The organism is Lysinibacillus sp. FSL P2-0066, from assembly GCF_037969495.1.
Classification (GTDB): Bacteria; Bacillota; Bacilli; order Bacillales_A; family Planococcaceae; genus Lysinibacillus; species Lysinibacillus boronitolerans.
The window spans coordinates 147,095-164,842 of the sequence record NZ_CP150202.1 but is presented as its reverse complement, the minus strand read 5'-3'; the positions used below and the strand labels follow the sequence as shown (position 1 = coordinate 164,842).

18 protein-coding genes are annotated in these 17,748 nt (G+C 37.4%); 9 read left to right on the top strand and 9 right to left on the bottom strand.

The window, feature by feature from the left end:
• Positions 1-2: 2 nt before the first annotated feature.
• Positions 3-425, bottom strand: a complete 423-nt coding sequence (locus tag MKZ14_RS00850; RefSeq protein WP_004233141.1) for a Na(+)/H(+) antiporter subunit B — start codon at positions 423-425, stop codon at positions 3-5.
• Positions 415-2,826 (bottom strand): Na+/H+ antiporter subunit A, encoded by a 2,412-nt coding sequence (locus tag MKZ14_RS00845; protein WP_048395768.1) that lies wholly within the window; start codon positions 2,824-2,826, stop codon positions 415-417. Before MKZ14_RS00845 ends, MKZ14_RS00850 begins: the two co-directional genes overlap by 11 nt.
• Before the next feature lie 564 nt (positions 2,827-3,390).
• Between MKZ14_RS00845 and MKZ14_RS00840 the strand changes: the two genes are divergently transcribed.
• A complete protein-coding gene (locus tag MKZ14_RS00840; protein WP_333006320.1) occupies positions 3,391-4,077 on the top strand; it encodes a histidine kinase in 687 nt (228 codons plus the stop codon).
• Between the two features lie 28 nt (positions 4,078-4,105).
• On the opposite strand, the gene MKZ14_RS00835 is transcribed toward MKZ14_RS00840, so the two are convergent.
• Entirely contained in the window at positions 4,106-5,311 is a 1,206-nt protein-coding gene (locus tag MKZ14_RS00835; RefSeq protein WP_339280568.1) for an MFS transporter, read from the bottom strand.
• 102 nt (positions 5,312-5,413) lie between these two features.
• Between MKZ14_RS00835 and MKZ14_RS00830 the strand changes: the two genes are divergently transcribed.
• Complete coding sequence (locus tag MKZ14_RS00830) at positions 5,414-6,133, top strand: DUF421 domain-containing protein (protein ID WP_339280567.1); 720 nt, start codon at positions 5,414-5,416, stop codon at positions 6,131-6,133.
• 24 nt (positions 6,134-6,157) lie between these two features.
• Here the strand turns inward: MKZ14_RS00830 and MKZ14_RS00825 are convergent, their stop codons facing one another.
• Positions 6,158-6,868: a CBS domain-containing protein gene (locus tag MKZ14_RS00825; RefSeq protein WP_339280566.1), complete on the bottom strand. Its 711-nt coding sequence runs from the start codon at positions 6,866-6,868 to the stop codon at positions 6,158-6,160.
• A gap of 168 nt (positions 6,869-7,036) precedes the next feature.
• Between MKZ14_RS00825 and MKZ14_RS00820 the strand changes: the two genes are divergently transcribed.
• Entirely contained in the window at positions 7,037-7,807 is a 771-nt protein-coding gene (locus tag MKZ14_RS00820) for a MerR family transcriptional regulator (RefSeq protein ID WP_339280565.1), read from the top strand.
• On the top strand, positions 7,804-8,457 hold the full coding sequence (locus MKZ14_RS00815; protein ID WP_036075315.1) for a GAP family protein: 654 nt from the start codon (positions 7,804-7,806) through the stop codon (positions 8,455-8,457). The genes MKZ14_RS00820 and MKZ14_RS00815 overlap by 4 nt, the downstream gene beginning before the upstream one ends.
• Before the next feature lie 52 nt (positions 8,458-8,509).
• On the opposite strand, the gene MKZ14_RS00810 is transcribed toward MKZ14_RS00815, so the two are convergent.
• The 5 genes from MKZ14_RS00810 to MKZ14_RS00790 all read right to left on the bottom strand — a co-directional run bounded on the left by MKZ14_RS00810 (position 8,510) and on the right by MKZ14_RS00790 (position 11,891).
• Positions 8,510-9,292 (bottom strand): ABC transporter permease subunit, encoded by a 783-nt coding sequence (locus tag MKZ14_RS00810; protein WP_339280564.1) that lies wholly within the window; start codon positions 9,290-9,292, stop codon positions 8,510-8,512.
• Positions 9,289-10,173: an ABC transporter ATP-binding protein gene (locus MKZ14_RS00805; protein ID WP_339280563.1), complete on the bottom strand. Its 885-nt coding sequence runs from the start codon at positions 10,171-10,173 to the stop codon at positions 9,289-9,291. Before MKZ14_RS00805 ends, MKZ14_RS00810 begins: the two co-directional genes overlap by 4 nt.
• Positions 10,170-10,373 (bottom strand): PLD nuclease N-terminal domain-containing protein, encoded by a 204-nt coding sequence (locus MKZ14_RS00800; protein WP_081010918.1) that lies wholly within the window; start codon positions 10,371-10,373, stop codon positions 10,170-10,172. Before MKZ14_RS00800 ends, MKZ14_RS00805 begins: the two co-directional genes overlap by 4 nt.
• 118 nt (positions 10,374-10,491) lie before the next feature.
• Positions 10,492-10,923 (bottom strand): dual specificity protein phosphatase family protein, encoded by a 432-nt coding sequence (locus MKZ14_RS00795; protein ID WP_048395783.1) that lies wholly within the window; start codon positions 10,921-10,923, stop codon positions 10,492-10,494.
• Positions 10,924-10,943: 20 nt separating this feature from the next.
• On the bottom strand, positions 10,944-11,891 hold the full coding sequence (locus MKZ14_RS00790) for a carbohydrate kinase (RefSeq protein WP_054548551.1): 948 nt from the start codon (positions 11,889-11,891) through the stop codon (positions 10,944-10,946).
• A 156-nt stretch (positions 11,892-12,047) separates the two neighbouring features.
• Between MKZ14_RS00790 and MKZ14_RS00785 the strand changes: the two genes are divergently transcribed.
• The 5 genes from MKZ14_RS00785 (at position 12,048) to MKZ14_RS00765 (ending at position 17,723) form a co-directional block, all read left to right on the top strand.
• On the top strand, positions 12,048-12,611 hold the full coding sequence (locus MKZ14_RS00785; protein WP_339280561.1) for a GNAT family N-acetyltransferase: 564 nt from the start codon (positions 12,048-12,050) through the stop codon (positions 12,609-12,611).
• Positions 12,612-12,629: 18 nt separating this feature from the next.
• Complete coding sequence (locus MKZ14_RS00780; RefSeq protein ID WP_339280560.1) at positions 12,630-13,544, top strand: DMT family transporter; 915 nt, start codon at positions 12,630-12,632, stop codon at positions 13,542-13,544.
• Positions 13,545-13,743: 199 nt separating this feature from the next.
• Positions 13,744-14,850, top strand: a complete 1,107-nt coding sequence (locus MKZ14_RS00775) for an extracellular solute-binding protein (protein WP_016992409.1) — start codon at positions 13,744-13,746, stop codon at positions 14,848-14,850.
• 83 nt (positions 14,851-14,933) lie between these two features.
• Entirely contained in the window at positions 14,934-16,004 is a 1,071-nt protein-coding gene (locus MKZ14_RS00770) for an ABC transporter ATP-binding protein (RefSeq protein WP_016992410.1), read from the top strand.
• A gap of 12 nt (positions 16,005-16,016) precedes the next feature.
• Positions 16,017-17,723, top strand: a complete 1,707-nt coding sequence (locus MKZ14_RS00765; protein WP_339280559.1) for an iron ABC transporter permease — start codon at positions 16,017-16,019, stop codon at positions 17,721-17,723.
• Positions 17,724-17,748: the final 25 nt, after the last annotated feature.

Sequence of the window (17,748 nt, the reverse complement as noted above, 5' to 3'; positions counted from 1 at the left end):
GGCTACTCATCCTCACTTATACTTAAAATAATTGTTACAACAACCCCCACCACTGTTAAAGCCACACCTGCTTCAAAAATAGTGACAGTTGAAAAGCCCATTTTCCCAAAGATAGGAACATCTATATACGTATGTGCTTGTGTTAAAAATGGGACATCAAAAAACAACGAACCTATTGCTGTTCCAGTTGCTAGCAATACACCAAGAGCTGCAACTTTTTTGAAGTCGAAAGGCATCCCTTTATGAACAGTTTCAATATCATAGGCTAGATATAACAAAACAATGCCTGAGGCTAACACCAGACCACCTATAAAGCCACCACCAGGAGCATGATGCCCAGCAAAGAATAAATACACGCCGAGTGTTAAAATAATGAACACAACGGCTTTGGTGACGGTTCTTAAAATCACATCATTAATTTTCATGATCTGCTTCCTCCTTTCGTGGCTTAAGCTTTGTCAGGGCATAGACCCCTAAGCCAGCAATTAGAAGAACAACAACCTCTAGCATCGTATCAAAAGCACGGAAATCCCCTAGTATTGTATTAACGATGTTGGAACCGCCAGCCAATTCATAGGCATCATTGAAGTAAGTAGCCACTGGTTCAAAGCGATCATAGTGTACGACGGCTAAACCAACAATAGTTACAGTTGCACCAACAAAAATAGAAATCAATGCTTTTGACCATTGAACCCTTTTACGTGGTAGCTCTGGCATTAAATCTGGCAAATATTTAAAACATAAAAGGAATAAAGCTGTTGTGACTGATTCAACAACTAATTGTGTTAAAGCTAGGTCTGGTGCACGGAAAATAACAAAGAAGAAAGCAATAGAATAGCCTAGTACACCATTTAGCAACATGGCTGTCACCCGACCCTTTGCGAAAATCATCCAAACAGCAGCGAAGATCATGACAAACACAAGGATTAACTCGTAGGATTCTATAGCGGAATCTTTGTCAAAATTAAAGGTCATGGCATCTGACCAAACAAAATAACCAGCGATAAGTGCAACAAAAAATACATATATATAGACAAAATAATGTGTTAAATTACCTGTCATATATTTATTGGTAAGCTTCTGTGAGCCATTTTCACTCATCTCTATCATTCGATTGTAATACGTATTAAACGTATACTTTTGTGAAAATAGACGATAAAGTGGCTTCCAGCTTTTTAATGTTTTAAATAAGATAATTCCAATAATAATGACACCTACTGTCATCAATAACTCTGCATTGATGCCATGCCATGCATGAATATGTGGTGTTAACTCACTTGTAGTTGGGAATGTTGGATAAATACTAGCCATAGCAGGCTCTAAAATATAATGACCTAATATATTAGGGAAGAAAAAGATACCAACTACCAACAAGCATAAAATAATTGGCGATATTAACATGCCAAGAGGAGCTTCGTGTGGTTTTTTATCAATCTTCTCTGGCTGTAGTTTACCCAAAAATGTACGACTAATTAAAATCAAACTATAGACAAAGGTAAAGATACTTGCCACCCATGCTACGATTGGGAAAAATAACCCTATATCAGCAATAGAGAATGCTTCTACATCACGAATAGCCAATACTGCTGCAAAAAACATTTCCTTACTTAAAAAGCCATTAAATGGTGGCAGTCCTGCCATTGAGAAGCTACCAATCACAGCAATTGTAAAAGTGATAGGCATGAAAGACATTAAGCCACCTAAACGACGAATATCACGGGTACCTACTTCATGATCGACAATTCCAACCATCATGAATAAAGCTCCTTTAAAGGTCGAATGATTCACAAGGTGAAATAGCGCTGCAAAGCTTGCTTGGGTGTAAAGAATTGAGTTTTCCTCATAGCCATAATAATGACCAACAGACCCAAGACCAAAGAGACTCATAATTAAACCAAGCTGACTCACTGTTGAAAAGGCTAATAATGCTTTTAAATCCGTCTGACGGACAGCATTAAAGGAGCCCCAGAATAATGTAACTAGGCCGATAACACTAACTAGCCAGAACCATACTGCCTCTCCTCCAAAAACCGGTGAAAAACGAGCAACTAAATAAATGCCTGCCTTCACCATTGTTGCGGAATGTAAGTAAGCACTAACAGGTGTTGGGGCCTCCATAGCATCAGGCAACCAAATGTGGAATGGAAATTGTGCAGATTTTGTAAAAGCCCCTAGTAAAATTAGAATAAGCGCTGGCGTAAATAAGGTATGATCTCGTATAACCTCTACATTAGCTACAATTTCACGAATACTAAATGTATGAGAAGCTACATAGAGCATTAAGAAACCCGCAAGCATTGAGAGTCCGCCAAAGACGGTAATCATCATCGCTTTTTTAGCACCTGCCCGAGAAGCCTTTCTATGATGCCAAAATGCGATTAATAGGAATGATGACACACTCGTTAATTCCCAAAATGTGTATAATACCATTAGGTTATCTGAAAAAACAACGCCAAGCATAGCGCCCATGAATAGTAATAAATAGCAGTAAAAATGATGAAGAGATTCTTTCGTTGATAAATAAAAAATAGAATATAAAATGACTAAACTACCTACACCTGTAATCAGCAGACCAAAAATCATACTGAGTCCATCTAGGTAAGTGGTGAAATTTATATTAAAAGAGGGAATCCACTCATATGTATGAATAAAGGTTTTACCCTCGGCTAATTGAGGAATATAGCGAGCGAGTAAAAGAAACAAGATGAATGGAACAGATAAAACAAACCAGCCAAGATGTGTGACACGCCTTAGTCGCCTGTAAAGCAATGGAATTAGAGCAGCACAAACAAATGGCAAAAGTATCGCAATGAGAACTGTGACCAAATGAAAACCTCCTACTATCTAAATCATCTAGCAAATTTTTGTGGTGATGGGCATGTAAAGTGCTAAGACTTTAGAAATTTGTTCAAGCTAAGGAACATATTAGATGTATTCTTGAAATTTATTAATGGAATGTGGTGGGGTATTAAAGTGCCTAATTGTTTATAAAAACGGTTATTTTAGTTATTTAGTCACTTCTAACCCGATGCAAGCCTAAATAACTTGTGGAAAATCAGATAATTTATACAGTTACAACTCAGTTAATATCAGCATAATGAAGACACTTGACTATCTATTTAACTCACTGCATAATAGTGTGGCATATGAAAGCAAATTAGCATAGATGCACAGAATGCATAAATTAAATAATCTCTAATTATCGATTTAAGCTTAATCCTTCAAGGGTTTTCCAATACATTTTCGTTAACTTTTATACATTTTTAAGTATACAATATAAATGAGCATAATGCACTGTAACAGCATCGATTTTAGCTGTTTTAGGATAATTTTTTCAAAATCAACAGTGAAATTAACAAAATACCAACAGATAAGAGGTGTACATTTTTTATGAAGCATGTAAAAGGGCGTTTAGATGAAAGTATATTAGTTTGTGTTTATTACGGCTTAAATGGCGAACGTTTGATTCGTCGTGGTCATAAGATGGCCACAATGCTTGATTGCCCACTCTATATTCTTTCAGTCGATTCGCAACCCCTTGATGCATTTGACGCAGAAAAATCTAGTTATATAGAGCAATGGAAAAAGTTATCAGATGAGCTTGAGGTTGAAAAATTTATTTTGCAAGATAATGAAAAACGCCCCATACAAAAAGTTATTGCAGAGGTCGCAAAGAATTATAGTATTTCGCAAATTATCGTTGGGCAAAGCGCACAAAGCCGTTGGGAGGAAATCACGAAAGGTTCGTTCCTAAACGTACTGTTAAAAGAAGTTCCTTTTGTTGATTTTCATATTGTAGCTGTTCAACGCCCAACAGACGATGATGCAAAAGAAACCTATGAAAAAGGAGTACGTGCTTACTTAATTAAAGAACAGGAGAACTTTAAAGTAGCATTTACATGTCCTAAGTATGTATCGATTGAAGGTATATTCTTCAAAGAAATTGGCACAGATTTTGACAACGGCATCTTTAAATTTACTTACAACGATAAAATGCATGAAGTTCATATTTCAGAGGGCTATGTAATTGATCAGGAGAAACTGCCAGCAGAATTTTTAGCTCCATTAAGACAATAAAAAAAACGCGTATCTACGCGTTTTTTTATTAGACAGCAGCTGAAGCAGGTTTATCCTTCGGTAAGAAGAAGGCAACTAGTAATAATAACGGTAATAATGAAACGACAATCATTGTAAAATCAATGCCTTTATGATCCATTAAAACGCCGATAACCATTGCCCCTATTGCGCCCATACCAAATGCAAAGCCCGTAGTTAAACCAGCCATTGTGCCAATTTTTGTTGGGACTAACTCTTGCGCATAGACCACCGTTACGGAGAAGCTAATCATAATCAACGTACCGATAATAACTAAAAATAGCATAGCGGCCCATAATGGTACATATGGCAATGCTAAACAAAATGGCATAGGGCCTACTACAGAAAGGATAATGACATTTTTCCTACCAATACGGTCTGATAAAGAACCTCCAAAAAAGGTACCTACTACACCAAATGCCATGAAGGTGAATATTAATATTTGCCCTAGTCGAAGGCTGACCTCATAGTGATCCATTAGATAAAACACATAAAAACTTGTTATATTTGTTGTATAAAATGATCGTGCAAAAATAATTGTAAATAATAATGTTAATGCGATTCCTACTTGTTTCTTTGTTAATGGAGGCAATGTTGAGACGAGTACACGCTTTTTCTTAGTTGCACGCTCCTGCTCCAATTGTTTTTTATACCATGTAGCAATTTTACTTAATAAAATAATACCAAACGTTGCAATGACTAATATGATCGCAGCCCCACGTTGCCCTAAAATATCAAAGATGTAAGCACTAATTAATGGTGCTAGTGCTTGCCCTGAATTTCCCCCCACTTGATAAATAGACTGCGCAAGTCCTCGTTTAGATCCAGCTGCCATAAAGGAAACTCTCGATCCCTCAGGGTGAAAAATAGCTGACCCGAAGCCTATAAATAATACCGCAATAATAATAATCCAATACTGCGTTGTGAACGCTATAATAGCAATCCCTATAAATGAACTAATCATACCGATAGGTAAAGCATAAGGCATTGGTTTTTTATCACTGATAAAGCCTACCGCAGGCTGCAATGCAGAAGCAAATATATTTAATACAAAAGAAATCATTCCAATTTGTGTAAAGGTCAATCCTAATTCACTCTTAAATATCGGAAACATCGCTGGGATAACAGCTTGCATCGTATCATTAATTAGGTGAGCAACACCGATTGCAATCATTATTGGATAGATTGGATTGGTTACATTTAAATGTTTATTCATGTTGCCACCTCACTCTTATTTTGTTTAAACATGATTGTCGCATACTATCGACCTTTTTGCACAAGCTATAGTTCGACAGCTGTAAAAGGAGTTGATATATGCATGGAAAGTTTTATTCATGCTCACTTTTGGGAAATGATTCTACGAACAACACTTTCGTTTTTTGCCTTACTAATTCTGGCACGTATACTTGGAAAAAAACAATTAGGCCAGTTAACATTTTTCCATTACATTACAGGTATTACATTTGGGTCGATTGCTTCAGAGATTGCCTCTCAGGAAGAAACACCCTTTTTGGATGGTATGATTTCCCTCGTTTGGTGGAGTGCTTTAACGTATTTAATGACCGTTATTACGATTAAATCTAAAAAGGCCCGCGTTCTCATTGATGATAAGCCAACGATTGTGATTCAAAAGGGTCTTATATTAGAATCAGCCCTACAAAAAAATCGTCTTCATCTAGATGAGCTTACAATGATGCTTCGTGAACAAGCTATTTTCTCCGTACAGGACGTTGAGTATGCCTTACTAGAAACGAATGGGAAACTCAGTGTGCTACAAAAAACCTCTGAACAAGTGGCTACAAAGCAGGATGTTAAAGCAGATGTAACACCACCTACCTATCTTCCTACCGAAGTTATTTCTGATGGTCAACTTATTACCGAAAATATTGTTGAACTTGAGCTGACAGAAGACTGGGTAATGAAGAAATTAAAAAAGCAAAATGTGCAGTCTGTAGAAGAAGTTTATTTTGCTCAAGTCCAAACAAATGGTTCCTTGTACATCAGCTTAAAAGATAAAGCGAGACATTCAAGCCCTTAATTGCTTGTCTAGTCTCGTTTTTTATTAATCAATTTTGACAATATCTAATGGTGTAATAATACCGAGTAATTTTTGATGTGGTTGACCATGCTCCGTTATTAATAATGCCTCAAAGCGTCTCCCTCTTTCGACTCCTTGTTTAAATATTTCCTCAGCCTCATAAATGGATATCGTTCTACTGACAAATTTGTAATTCACGCTATTTTTCTCATGCAATAAGATATCATGCAGGGTTGGAATTCTTTTCGGTAGATGATCCCCACCCATCTTTGACGCAAGCCAATTTGTGATTCCTACTGTTGTGATTAGCCCCTTAAACTGCTTATTATAATAAACAGGAAATTGTGTATATTTGCGCTGACGTATCACTTTTAAAACATGTTTTAAAGAATCATTTTCTTGAAAAATCAATACTCTTTTACGGAACATTTGCCCTACAAGCGTCGGCTTAGCAAGGGTAGCATCTATGTATTCAATTCGTTCTACAACATCAGTATGTGGCTCTGCAATCACATAATGTAATGATGTACGATGATGCACAATCGCATTTCGTAAGTCTGCATATGAGCGGAGATCATCTTCATATTTCTTCACCAAGACATCCTTTTTCTTTGCTTGATCAATCAGCCGATAAAAAGGCATAAAATCCTTAGCACCTACAATATCTCGTAGTCTATGATCTATTCGATTAAACGCTGTCAGGAAACGATCGGAATTCTCAGTTCCCAATTTCATGTCCCCTCTTTCTATAGTAGTCTATATATTTTCCGAGTTATTTGACAAATTTCGAGTTACACACCCATTATATTCCTAAGTTATAGAGATTCCAAGAAAGTAGTTTTACAATTCCGCTTGAAAGTGACGTTACGTCATTTAATATAATGTCATTAACAGAGAGGAGGAATGATTACGTTGCTTACGATTCACAATGTATCAAAACAAACTGGCATTTCTGTTCGAACATTGCGTTATTACGAGGAGATCGGCTTGTTACTTCCTATAGCAAAGACTGAGGGAGGACACAGAATTTATGGTGAGAATGAGCTCAAAATGTTACAACAAATTGTTTTTTTAAAGGCATTGGGCTTCAAGTTGAAAGAAATTCAGACGCTTATCAATAATTCATGGAACTGGGAAGCAAGTTTAGACCATCAGTTAGCTTTTGTAGCAGAAGAGCAAAAGAAACTACAGCAAATGAAGAACACTATTCTTGGATTAAAGAATGCTTCGTCTATCGAAGGTGGGTTGACAGAGTCCCTTATCCAAAAGTACATTAAGCTTTCAAATCAAGAACGAGATAATAAGCAAGCCTTCCGCCAACAGATTTTTGTAGCTGCCGAAATGGAGCTTTTTCAGAAATTACCCAATTTAAATCAAAATGATCCTAATTCTTTAGAATGGATTGGTTTATTAGGTCAGTTAAAGCAGCTTCATAAGGAAAGCCCTGAAGCTGATTCCGTGCAGATTATTATCAAACGAATGATGGAAAAGGCTGAAATAGAATATAACGGAAATGATGAGTTTTTAGAGAAGATGTGGACAATAAGAAAATCCGCACACAAATCTGAACAAATGGGTTTTTATCCTTTAGAGGAAGAATTTCTACACTTTATAGAGCAGGCTTTTCATGTTTATGAAACAAAAAAACAGGTGTTAGGAAGGTCACAACCATGAACATAGAAATAATGCTTGTGATTGGTGCCTTAGCATTGTTAGACATGTTTAGTCCTTCTATTATTGGAGTATCCGTCTATGTATTGCTTGTGGCTAAAAAACAGCAAATCCGCCTTTTATTAACCTATTTAATGACTGTAGCCTTGTTTTACTTTAGTACTGGGATTTTTTTAATGTTAGGTCTAGGGGTCATATTCAATCCAATTTCTAATTTGCTAGATAGCTACTCAGCTCGATTAATCATGACCATTGTGGGGGCAGCTTTATTTATTGGCAGTTGGTTAGTACCAAAGAGAAAGACAAATGGAGCACCTAAACCAAAATCTTTACATGTAAGCTCTATGGTAGCTTTAGGTTTCACAACTTCTATTTTAGAAGTTGCAACCGCTCTTCCTTATTTCGCAGCAATAGGTATTTTAACGAGTAATCAAATAGAGTTTTATGAATGGTTACCAATATTAGCTGGTTACAATTTGATAATGATTGCACCAGGAATTATCCTTTTATGCTTCCATTTATTATTCCGCCGATTTATGAATAAGCCTTTAAGAAAAATTCAAACGCTCTTTGATCAAAGAACAAGTTCAACCCTTTCTTGGGTTATGTTCTTTGTGGGATTGATTTTACTTATAAATGGTGGGATGATTTAAAACAAAAAAAACGGTAAAAATCCATTATAAGTTGGTTTTTACCGTTCTCTCTTCAGATTTTTATCATAGACGCATTTCTTTTCATCATCACGATACCAATGCCGATGCAGATAATTGTCAATGCTAGCGTAATTATTAAGCTCCACCAGTAATCTGACATCTCTATTGTTCCTCGAAATTTTGCAATTCCGTAGCTTGCTAGCTTCCAGGGTGATACCGTCCAAAAGATTCCTATAATCATATCGATGATTTGCCCAACAAAAATCACTGTAAATGCACATGTAGTAGCAATAACTGTTTTAAAACTGGCACTCATCATTAATGTAACAGCTATCACAAATAGCAACCAAATATAGTACGTAGAAAAGCTTACTAACAGTGCACCAATATCCAACGTTCCGTATAGAATACTTGTATAATAGACACTTGCAGCAAACCCAGCTAAAATACTAACAAAACAAATGGTGCTCATAACAACAAATTTACTCAAAAAATATGCGCCAAATGATATAGGCCTAGCATATAGTAATGTTGCCATACCATTAGCACGTTCCTTACTGACAGCTCCTACAAACGAAGCCATCATCACCAACAAGCCAATTGTTTGAAATTGCCCGATAGAAGCTTGAATTAAATCCAGTGGCATTAATTCTGGCATCAACATTTCAAAGCCCTCTGGAACATTTCCAACAGCATTTAAAATATCCATCATATAGTAGTTTGTTAGTGGATCACTCATTCCAAGCAGAGCAAACACTAGAGGAATCCATAGAAACTTCCAACTCCGCCACGCTTCTCTAAATTCCTTTTGCAGAAGTACATTGAATCCTCTCATGCCTTTTTCGCCACCTTCATGAAAATTTCTTCCAAAGATGCTGTCTGTCGCTCTACCTTTCTAATTGTATACGGACATTCACTTAATCGTTGAAGCAACTTCTTCATCGTTGGCTCCTCATTCACTATCTCAATATAGACATAACAACCGATTACATGATTAGATGGATTTGCAAAAAGCTTAGCCTCTTCTTCACTACTAAACTCAATGACATAATTTTGCTTATCAAAACGTTGCCTTACCTCACGTAATGTTCCCTGTTCTACGAGTTTTCCATTTTGCAAGAATAATAGTTGATCTGTCATTTCTTCAGCATCATTTAAAATATGCGTTGAGTATAAAATAGTCGTCTCTTGCTGTAGTCCTTTTAATAAATCAAGTACTTCTCTACGGCCAACTGGATCTAATGCTGAAACAGGTTCGTCTAATAGCAGTAATTTAGGCTTATGCACTATTGCTTGGGAAATACCTAGTCGCTGCTTCATTCCACCTGAAAAAGAGGCTATTTTTTTATGTTGGACGTCCCCTAACCCTACAAATTCTAAGGTTTTTTGTGCTTCTAATTTAGCCTTTTTGGCTGCTACACCATTCAATTTTGCAGCCATTTCTGTAAACTCTAACGCAGTTAACCAAGGATGAAATTGTGGATATTGGGGTAAAAAACCTATATTCGAACGTAAATCATTACCTAGCATCTTTACATTTCCAGCAGTCGGTCTTAAAAGCCCCGTTAACATAGATAAAGTGGTTGTCTTGCCAGCTCCATTTGGACCAATTAAAGCCGTAGAAGTTTTTTCCTCTAAGTTAAAATGAATAGCATCTACAACTTTGTGCTCTGCAAATTGCTTGGTCAAACCTATAACTTGAAGTAAAGTTGTCATGACTGCTTTCTCCCCACTATAAAGTACGCAATTGATCCAAATAGATTAGCAAAAAGAATAATAAACACCCAAAGAATTTTAGGGCCGTTTGTTGCATGAATTTTTCGTAAATCAATAAGTGCTACAATCATCAAAATAATTTGAACGATGATGAGCGGTGCTATTACTGCCCATGGAACTTTTGCTAATTCCTCCATCATACAGATCACCTCATTATTTGTTATACATTAACTATAACAACTTTGTTCTAATATGTATAGAACAAAGTATCTCTTACATCATAAAAAAAGATGTACCTTAATTAGTACATCTTCTCAATTATTTATAAAGTTTTTGCAGCGCGTCTTCCATTTTAGGGCGTATCGTCACCAATGGACGAGCTTTTTTGACAGCTGCCTGTGCTGCTTCTAATGAATCAGCCATTCCCAACTCCATTAATATAGCTGTAGCTGCAACACCTGCACGTCCACCACCACTTCCACAGTGAACATATACTTTTTGCCCTGTCTCAAAGGCTATAGCAACTTCTTGCGCGACTTGTTGAATGGATGATGCCACCTCACTATCTTCATCTGCTATAGGCATATGTTTATAAGAATAAGGAACTGTCTCCTGGTCTTGAGGGGATAGCCCTTGAACACGAACATCTATCACAACATCAACGGATTCTTGTGTAAATGCAGCCTCTGCATCTTTTGCACCGCCAAAGAACAGTTGATCCTTTACTAAAACATCGTAGTCTTTCCCCATATTCTCCACGCCTCACATGTTTATTTTAGTAAATGCTTAATATCCTCATAATATGGTAGAGCCGTTAAAGCACCTGCTTTTGTTGCGGCAAACGCTCCTAATTTGTTGCCAAAGCTTGTACAACGCACTAGTTCTTCTTTTGTTGTAGGTAAACCATTGTAATGGACATCACGTAGGACACCTGCCATAAATGCATCTCCCGCACCTGTTGTATCCACAGGCACTACTTTCTCAGTCGGTACATGGATAACTTCACCATTAAGGACTGCATAAGTCCCGTTTTCTCCTACGGTAATTAAAATAATAGGCACTAGATAGCTATTTAATTGCTCGATACCTTCTTCTAAGCTACTTGTCTCTGTCAGGAAGAATAACTCATCATCCGTTACCTTTAAAATATCGACATCCTCGAAAAATGATGTAATCGTATCTCGACAAATTTCTTCACTGCTCCAACGTAAAGGACGAATATTTGCATCCATTGCAATAATCGCACCCTTGTCCTTAGCCATTTCTACTGCTGCTCGTGTTGTAGCAAGAGCTGTTGGATGGAACATTGTGCCTGAACACACCGTTAAAGCAGAGGCATGCTTAAAAGCTGCTTCATTTAGCTGTGATGGTTCAACTTGTAAATCAGGTGTTTCATCAACATAATCCTTAAAAATTCGCTCACATGCTTCTGTTAGATGCACATATACACCACTTACTCGTTTTGCTGGATCAAATACGGCATAATCCAGTTTCACACCCTCTTGGGCAAGCCCATCTCGCACAAATTGCGAGCCCTCGTCATCCCCCGTAATTGTAATTAATGCGGAAGGCGCACCAATGCGGCTAATACCCGCTGCAACATTGACCGTTGCGCCACCCATATATTTAGTAAATGATGTGTTTGTTACATCATCAGCAATATAGTCAATAAAAGCATCTCCATAGACTAATATAAAATCCTTCTCTTGCTTTGTCATAATAGTCCTCCTGAAAGTCTAGTCATTATAGATTAACACGAAAATTGTCATTCTATAAAGGTTTTTACTTTTGGCATTTCTTTATGAGCGGATGGATAACTTGAGTCATCCCCTATCTTTGTTATACTTGCCTATAGAAAGGTAGGGATTATCAAAATGAGTATTACAATTCGACAAGCGCAACCACAAGATGCCCATGCCGTTGTGCCTTTAATTATCGACGCCATTGGCGATATTGCTAATCGCTTAACTGGTGAGCAAACAACGGAGGCGGTTATACAAGAGCTGACTGTTCTTTTTCACCAAGAAGACAATCGACATTCTTATTTAAATACTTTTGTCGCTACTGAAAGTGAACAGATTTTGGGGATTCTCGTTTATTATCACGGCGAACAAGCCGTTCACATGGACGCTAACCTTGTTAAATGGCTTGAAGCAAAAAATGCGCCATCCATTGTTATTGACCAAGAAGCCCATGAAGATGAGGCTTACATTGATACAGTTTGTGTTGCACCAGCTGCACGTGGTAAAGGAATCGGAACATTGCTATTACAATTTGCCGAAGAGCTGACAAAGCAGCGTGGCTATACAAAATTATCATTAAATGTTGAAACCCAAAAAGAAGAAGCTCGCCGTCTTTATGAACGACTAGGCTTTGTTATTACGGAGCCTTGGTCAATTATTGATGAGCCTTTTCACCATATGGTTAAACAGTTTTAGGAAGTGAATAACTAATATATGAAAAACAATTTGCTTTACCCTCTTTTGATTGTTATTGCATCTAGTAGTTACGGGATCTTGTCAACTATTGTCAAAGTAGCTATGCAGCATGGCTTTACATCAGCGGAGGCTGTATCAAGCCAATATATTATTGGCTTTTTACTCGTAATATCGATCTTTATTTTTACTGACAGAAAATTACCAAAACCGTCCAAGAAGGGCTTACTTATTTTAATATGTGCGGGAATTTTTACAGGGACAACAGGTATCGTGTACGGAGAATCTTTAAAGTATCTTCCTGCTTCTCTTGCAGTAGTCATGTTATTCCAATTTACATGGATTGGTCTACTGATTGATTGTGCCCTCCATAAAAGATTACCAAGTAGACCTGAAGTAATTTCAATCGTTATCTTATTTATAGGAACGATTCTAGCTGCAGGTGTATTAAATGTAGATTTAAGTGACATTCCTATTCAAGGATGGCTATTCGGTTTTACAGCAGCCGTTACTTTTGCATGTTTTATTCAATTTAATTCTCGACCCGTCGAGGGCGTGACTACCACATCAAGGGTATTAATCGTTTCCTCTGTAGCCCTTATTTTGATCAGTATTTTCCTAAGCCCCGAGGTTATTTGGAACGGTAAACTATTCATGCAAGGCCTGTGGAAATACGGACTAGCACTAGGTCTTTTCGGTATCATTTTACCGATTTATCTATTTTCAATTGCTATCCCTAAAATCGGTGGTGCGCTTGCTTCTATTTTAAGTGCCATTGAATTACCAGTGGCTGTTACTGTTTCCGTTATTGTTTTGCATGAACCTTTAACTGCTGTACAAATTATTGGGATTGTACTGGTGATTGCTGGTATGATGCTGCCAACCATTGTTGCACAACGTCAACAAAAGGATAGCTTATTAGAAGCACATTCATAAAACGACAAAAAACTCCTTAAAAATGGAATGATTCCTTTTTAAGGAGTTTTTTTGAACTTTAATGAAATGCCATTGCTTACCAGTATTCACTTCGTTATGATGAATGCAAATGTAATTTTTTAATAATTCTAACATTAATATTCCCTTTCGGTATTATACTGCAATATGCAAGTAACTTACTTTAAGAAAGGGGAAGTTGATGAAAAAAGCCTATATTCTTGGTTTTTTGCTTATGTTAATGCTTTTTGTTTTAACTGCTTGTAACGGCAAAGATCAGCAAAAATCCACAAATGATGCAGCAAATAACGACGAGGCATCTGATGGTAAAAAAACAGAAGTAGTAGCATCGTCGCCTTCAGGCAAGCTAGTAATTTACACTGGACGTGACGAAGAAATGGTGCAAAATGTGATCGATCAGTTTAATGAAAAATATCCAGACATTGAAGTAGAATTTCTAACGATGGGTGCTCAACAAATTTTAGAACGTCTTCGTGGAGAGAAAGCCAATCCTCAAGCAGATTTTTGGTGGGGCGGAACGCAATCAGCTCTCATTGTTGGTGCAAATGAAGACTTACTACATGCTTGGCAGCCGAGCTTTATTGACTCCATTGATGGCGCACACAAAGATTTAGAAGGACGATGGTTCGGCGAGATGCTGTTACCAGAAGTAATTATGATTAATAGTGATTTACTAACAAAAGAAACTGGTCCACAGGACTGGGATGATTTATTAGATCCTAAATGGAAGGATCAAATTTTAATCAGAGGTGTACTTGCGTCAGGCACAATGCGTACGATTTATTCTTCGATGATTGTACGACAAGGTGCCGATTCACCTGATAAAGGCTATGAATGGTTACTACAATTAGATGCCAATACAAAGGAGTACACACAAGACCCGAATGCTTTGTATTTAAAGCTAACACGTCAAGAAGGCAGTGTCTCTCTATGGAATCTGCAAGATATTTTGTTAAAAAAATATACGACAGATTATCCCTTTGATTATATTTATCCAAAAAGTGGAGCCCCTATTTTAGTAGATGGTGTAGCAGTTGTAAACAATGCGAAAAATCTAGAAAATGCGAAACTATTTGTAGAGTTTTTATTTGAAAAAGAGATGGTAACACAATTAGCTAATGATTATTATCAAATTCCTACACGTTCTGATATCGATAAAGCCTCCATGCCAGAATGGTATCAGGAATTAGATTTAAAGACTTTCGATATTGATTGGCAGCTAATGTCTGACAAAGAAGCTGAATGGATGGAATACTGGGATAACAATATTAAAGGGCGAGGTAAATAGTAGAACGGGTAAAAATTCGGCTTATGTAGCGAATTTTTACCTTCCTGTATCATCTAGATTCTTTGTTGGAGAGGAGTTTATGATTGAGAAGTGTCAGAATCGAAAATGTCTCGAAGCAATTTGGTCAAGTGTATGGCGTGAAAGATTTAAATCTTGAAATAAAAGCTGGTGAATTTTTTACCTTTCTCGGTCCTAGCGGCTGTGGCAAAACAACCACTTTAAGGATGCTTGCAGGCTTTTATTACCCTACTAAAGGCAAAATTCTTTTTGATGAGCGAGATGTCACTCGACTTCAGCCCAATAAGCGCAATATCGGCATGGTATTTCAAAATTATGCCCTTTTCCCCCATATGACGGTTGATGAGAATATTGCATTTGGTTTACAGGTTCGAAAATTTTCAAAGGCTGAGATTCAACACAGGGTTGATCGAATTAGAGGACAAGTGCATCTTGCTGCTTACGGCAACAGAAAAATAAATGAGCTATCTGGTGGGCAGCAGCAGCGGGTTGCTTTAGCTAGAGCACTCGTGATAGAGCCAGATATTTTACTGCTAGATGAACCTCTATCGAATCTAGATGCAAAATTGCGTGAGGAAACACGTATTGAAATCAAACGCATCCAATCTGAGTTGGGAGTCACAACCATTTACGTTACACATGATCAAATGGAGGCCATGTCCATGTCTGATCGAATTATGGTCATGGAGGATGGAAATATTAAACAAGTTGGGACTCCTCAAGAAATTTATCATCAGCCCAAAGATCGTTTTGTGGCAAATTTTATTGGTGAAACTAATTTAATTGAAGGTTCAATCCAAGCTATTAAAGGGGAAAATGTACAAGTACGAACAGTAAATGGACATATTTTAACTGGGCGAAAGCAACAAAGCTCTCCCTCTTTAACGCATATGATTGGAGACAAAGTATTTATTTCTATTCGTCCAGAATCGATTCAACTTGGTACTGGGGAAAACACATTATCAGGAAAAATTACATTTGTTGAGTTTACAGGTATTAGCGTTAATTACATTGTAGATTTTACAGCGTTCTCACTTAAAGTAATGCTTATTAATTCTTATGACCAAATCAAAAAGATCGGTGAGGATATTACAATCCATATGGCACAAGATTCACTGTATTTTTTAGGGGAATAGGAGGAAGCCAATATGGAGAAACAGTCTGTAAGTGCGTGGACGCGAATATTTCATGCCAATTGGTTTGTCTATATTTTAATTTCGCCATTATTTTTAGTGTTGTTCGCCTATGTGGTTTATCCCTTCTATCAAACCTTCATCCAAAGCTTTGCAGGTGATGAAGCATTCTTTCATTATAAGAAATTTTTTGATATCGCTAGTCCAGCAAATTTAGAAGCTTTGTGGACCAGCATTTATATTTCATTTGTCAGTGTTATTTGCTGTGCACTTGTCGGGGTAACAATGGCCTTTTTACTAGAACGCTATAATTTCCCTGGGAGACGCATATTGTCTGTTTTAGTTTTGGTTCCAATGGCACTTCCTCCTTTAGTGGGTGTGCTGTCCTTTTCATTTTTATATGGAGATAGCGGGATTTTCCCACGAATTTTTCAGCATCTATTTGGGTTGGATCACGTGCCTTTTGCCTTGAAGGGAATATGGGGAGTCATCGTCGTTCATACATTCACAATGTATACGTACTTCTATTTAACAGCCTCTGCTGCAATTAAGGGCCTTGATCCTGCTCTTGAAGAGGCAGCTACTAGTCTGGGGGCGGGGCGTATTCGCGTATGGACAAAGGTTATTTTACCAATGCTCACACCTTCTATTGTTGCTTCATCCTTATTGGTGTTTATGATTTCTATGGCTTCTTATACTGCACCTTTGATGTTTGGTGTGGAGCGCACTATGACGATGCAAATTTATTTATCACGGACAAATGGGAATCTTGAGATGGCTGCAACACAGTCGATGATATTATCCTTTGTATCTATCACTTTTTTAATCATTATGCGTTGGTATCAAAATCGCCGAAATTATCAAAACCTGAGTAAGGGCATTAGCGTTCATCGTTCAGAGGTATCCTCAAAAAAAGTAAAGATTCTAGCAACAATGGCCTCTTTTGCTGGCACATTAATATTGATACTGCCTATTTTAGTGTTGATATTGATCTCCTTTTCTGTGGATGGCGCTTGGAAAACGCAAATTCTCCCGACCGACTATACAATCGATCATTATATTGCCCTTTTTACGGATGAACGCACATGGCGACCAATTTGGAACTCCATTCAAATGGGTGTCATTGCAACACTGGGTAATATCATCTTTGGTGTCGCGGCTGCTTATGCTATGGTGCGCTTAAATTTTAAAGGGAAAACCTTGCTCGACATTTTGATAATGGTACCCTGGGCTTTGCCAGGAACAGTTGTTGCTGTTAATTTAATTGCTGCCTTTAGTACAGAAAGTATCTTTAGTTTTAATCAAGTATTGATCGGAACATTTTGGATTTTGCCATTAGCCTACTTTATTCGACATTTACCACTTGTTTTTCGATCAACATCCGCCTCTCTTGTACAGCTAGATCAATCGATTGAAGAGGCATCACGTGGCTTAGGGGCCAATTGGTGGTATACATTTAGACGTATTGTCGTGCCTTTAACATTCACCGGGATTTTAGCAGGGACACTCTTAGCCCTCGTGCAAAGCTTTGGTGAATTTGTTGCATCCATTCTAATTTACAGTACATCCACTATTCCATTGTCTGTAGCGATATTCCAAAAATTATATGCATTTAAATTTGGGACCGCCTGTGCTTATGGTGTCTTACAAATTTGTTTAATTTTAGTTGTCCTTATTATTTCTGAAAAACTATCAAAAGGCAGTGCTGGTACAGCCATCTAGCTGCCAATCTATTAGGGGGCCATGA

Bases quoted from the DNA above. Each gene is read 5' to 3' on its own strand.
- MKZ14_RS00850 (WP_004233141.1), bottom strand. From the start codon at position 425: ATGAAAATTAATGATGTGATTTTAAGAACCGTCACCAAAGCCGTTGTG.
- MKZ14_RS00840 (WP_333006320.1), top strand. From the start codon at position 3,391: ATGAAGCATGTAAAAGGGCGTTTAGATGAAAGTATATTAGTTTGTGTT.
- MKZ14_RS00835 (WP_339280568.1), bottom strand. From the start codon at position 5,311: ATGAATAAACATTTAAATGTAACCAATCCAATCTATCCAATAATGATT.
- MKZ14_RS00830 (WP_339280567.1), top strand. From the start codon at position 5,414: ATGGAAAGTTTTATTCATGCTCACTTTTGGGAAATGATTCTACGAACA.
- MKZ14_RS00825 (WP_339280566.1), bottom strand. From the start codon at position 6,868: ATGAAATTGGGAACTGAGAATTCCGATCGTTTCCTGACAGCGTTTAAT.
- MKZ14_RS00820 (WP_339280565.1), top strand. From the start codon at position 7,037: ATGATTACGTTGCTTACGATTCACAATGTATCAAAACAAACTGGCATT.
- MKZ14_RS00815 (WP_036075315.1), top strand. From the start codon at position 7,804: ATGAACATAGAAATAATGCTTGTGATTGGTGCCTTAGCATTGTTAGAC.
- MKZ14_RS00810 (WP_339280564.1), bottom strand. From the start codon at position 9,292: ATGAGAGGATTCAATGTACTTCTGCAAAAGGAATTTAGAGAAGCGTGG.
- MKZ14_RS00805 (WP_339280563.1), bottom strand. From the start codon at position 10,173: ATGACAACTTTACTTCAAGTTATAGGTTTGACCAAGCAATTTGCAGAG.
- MKZ14_RS00800 (WP_081010918.1), bottom strand. From the start codon at position 10,373: ATGATGGAGGAATTAGCAAAAGTTCCATGGGCAGTAATAGCACCGCTC.
- MKZ14_RS00795 (WP_048395783.1), bottom strand. From the start codon at position 10,923: ATGGGGAAAGACTACGATGTTTTAGTAAAGGATCAACTGTTCTTTGGC.
- MKZ14_RS00790 (WP_054548551.1), bottom strand. From the start codon at position 11,891: ATGACAAAGCAAGAGAAGGATTTTATATTAGTCTATGGAGATGCTTTT.
- MKZ14_RS00785 (WP_339280561.1), top strand. From the start codon at position 12,048: ATGAGTATTACAATTCGACAAGCGCAACCACAAGATGCCCATGCCGTT.
- MKZ14_RS00780 (WP_339280560.1), top strand. From the start codon at position 12,630: ATGAAAAACAATTTGCTTTACCCTCTTTTGATTGTTATTGCATCTAGT.
- MKZ14_RS00775 (WP_016992409.1), top strand. From the start codon at position 13,744: ATGAAAAAAGCCTATATTCTTGGTTTTTTGCTTATGTTAATGCTTTTT.
- MKZ14_RS00765 (WP_339280559.1), top strand. From the start codon at position 16,017: ATGGAGAAACAGTCTGTAAGTGCGTGGACGCGAATATTTCATGCCAAT.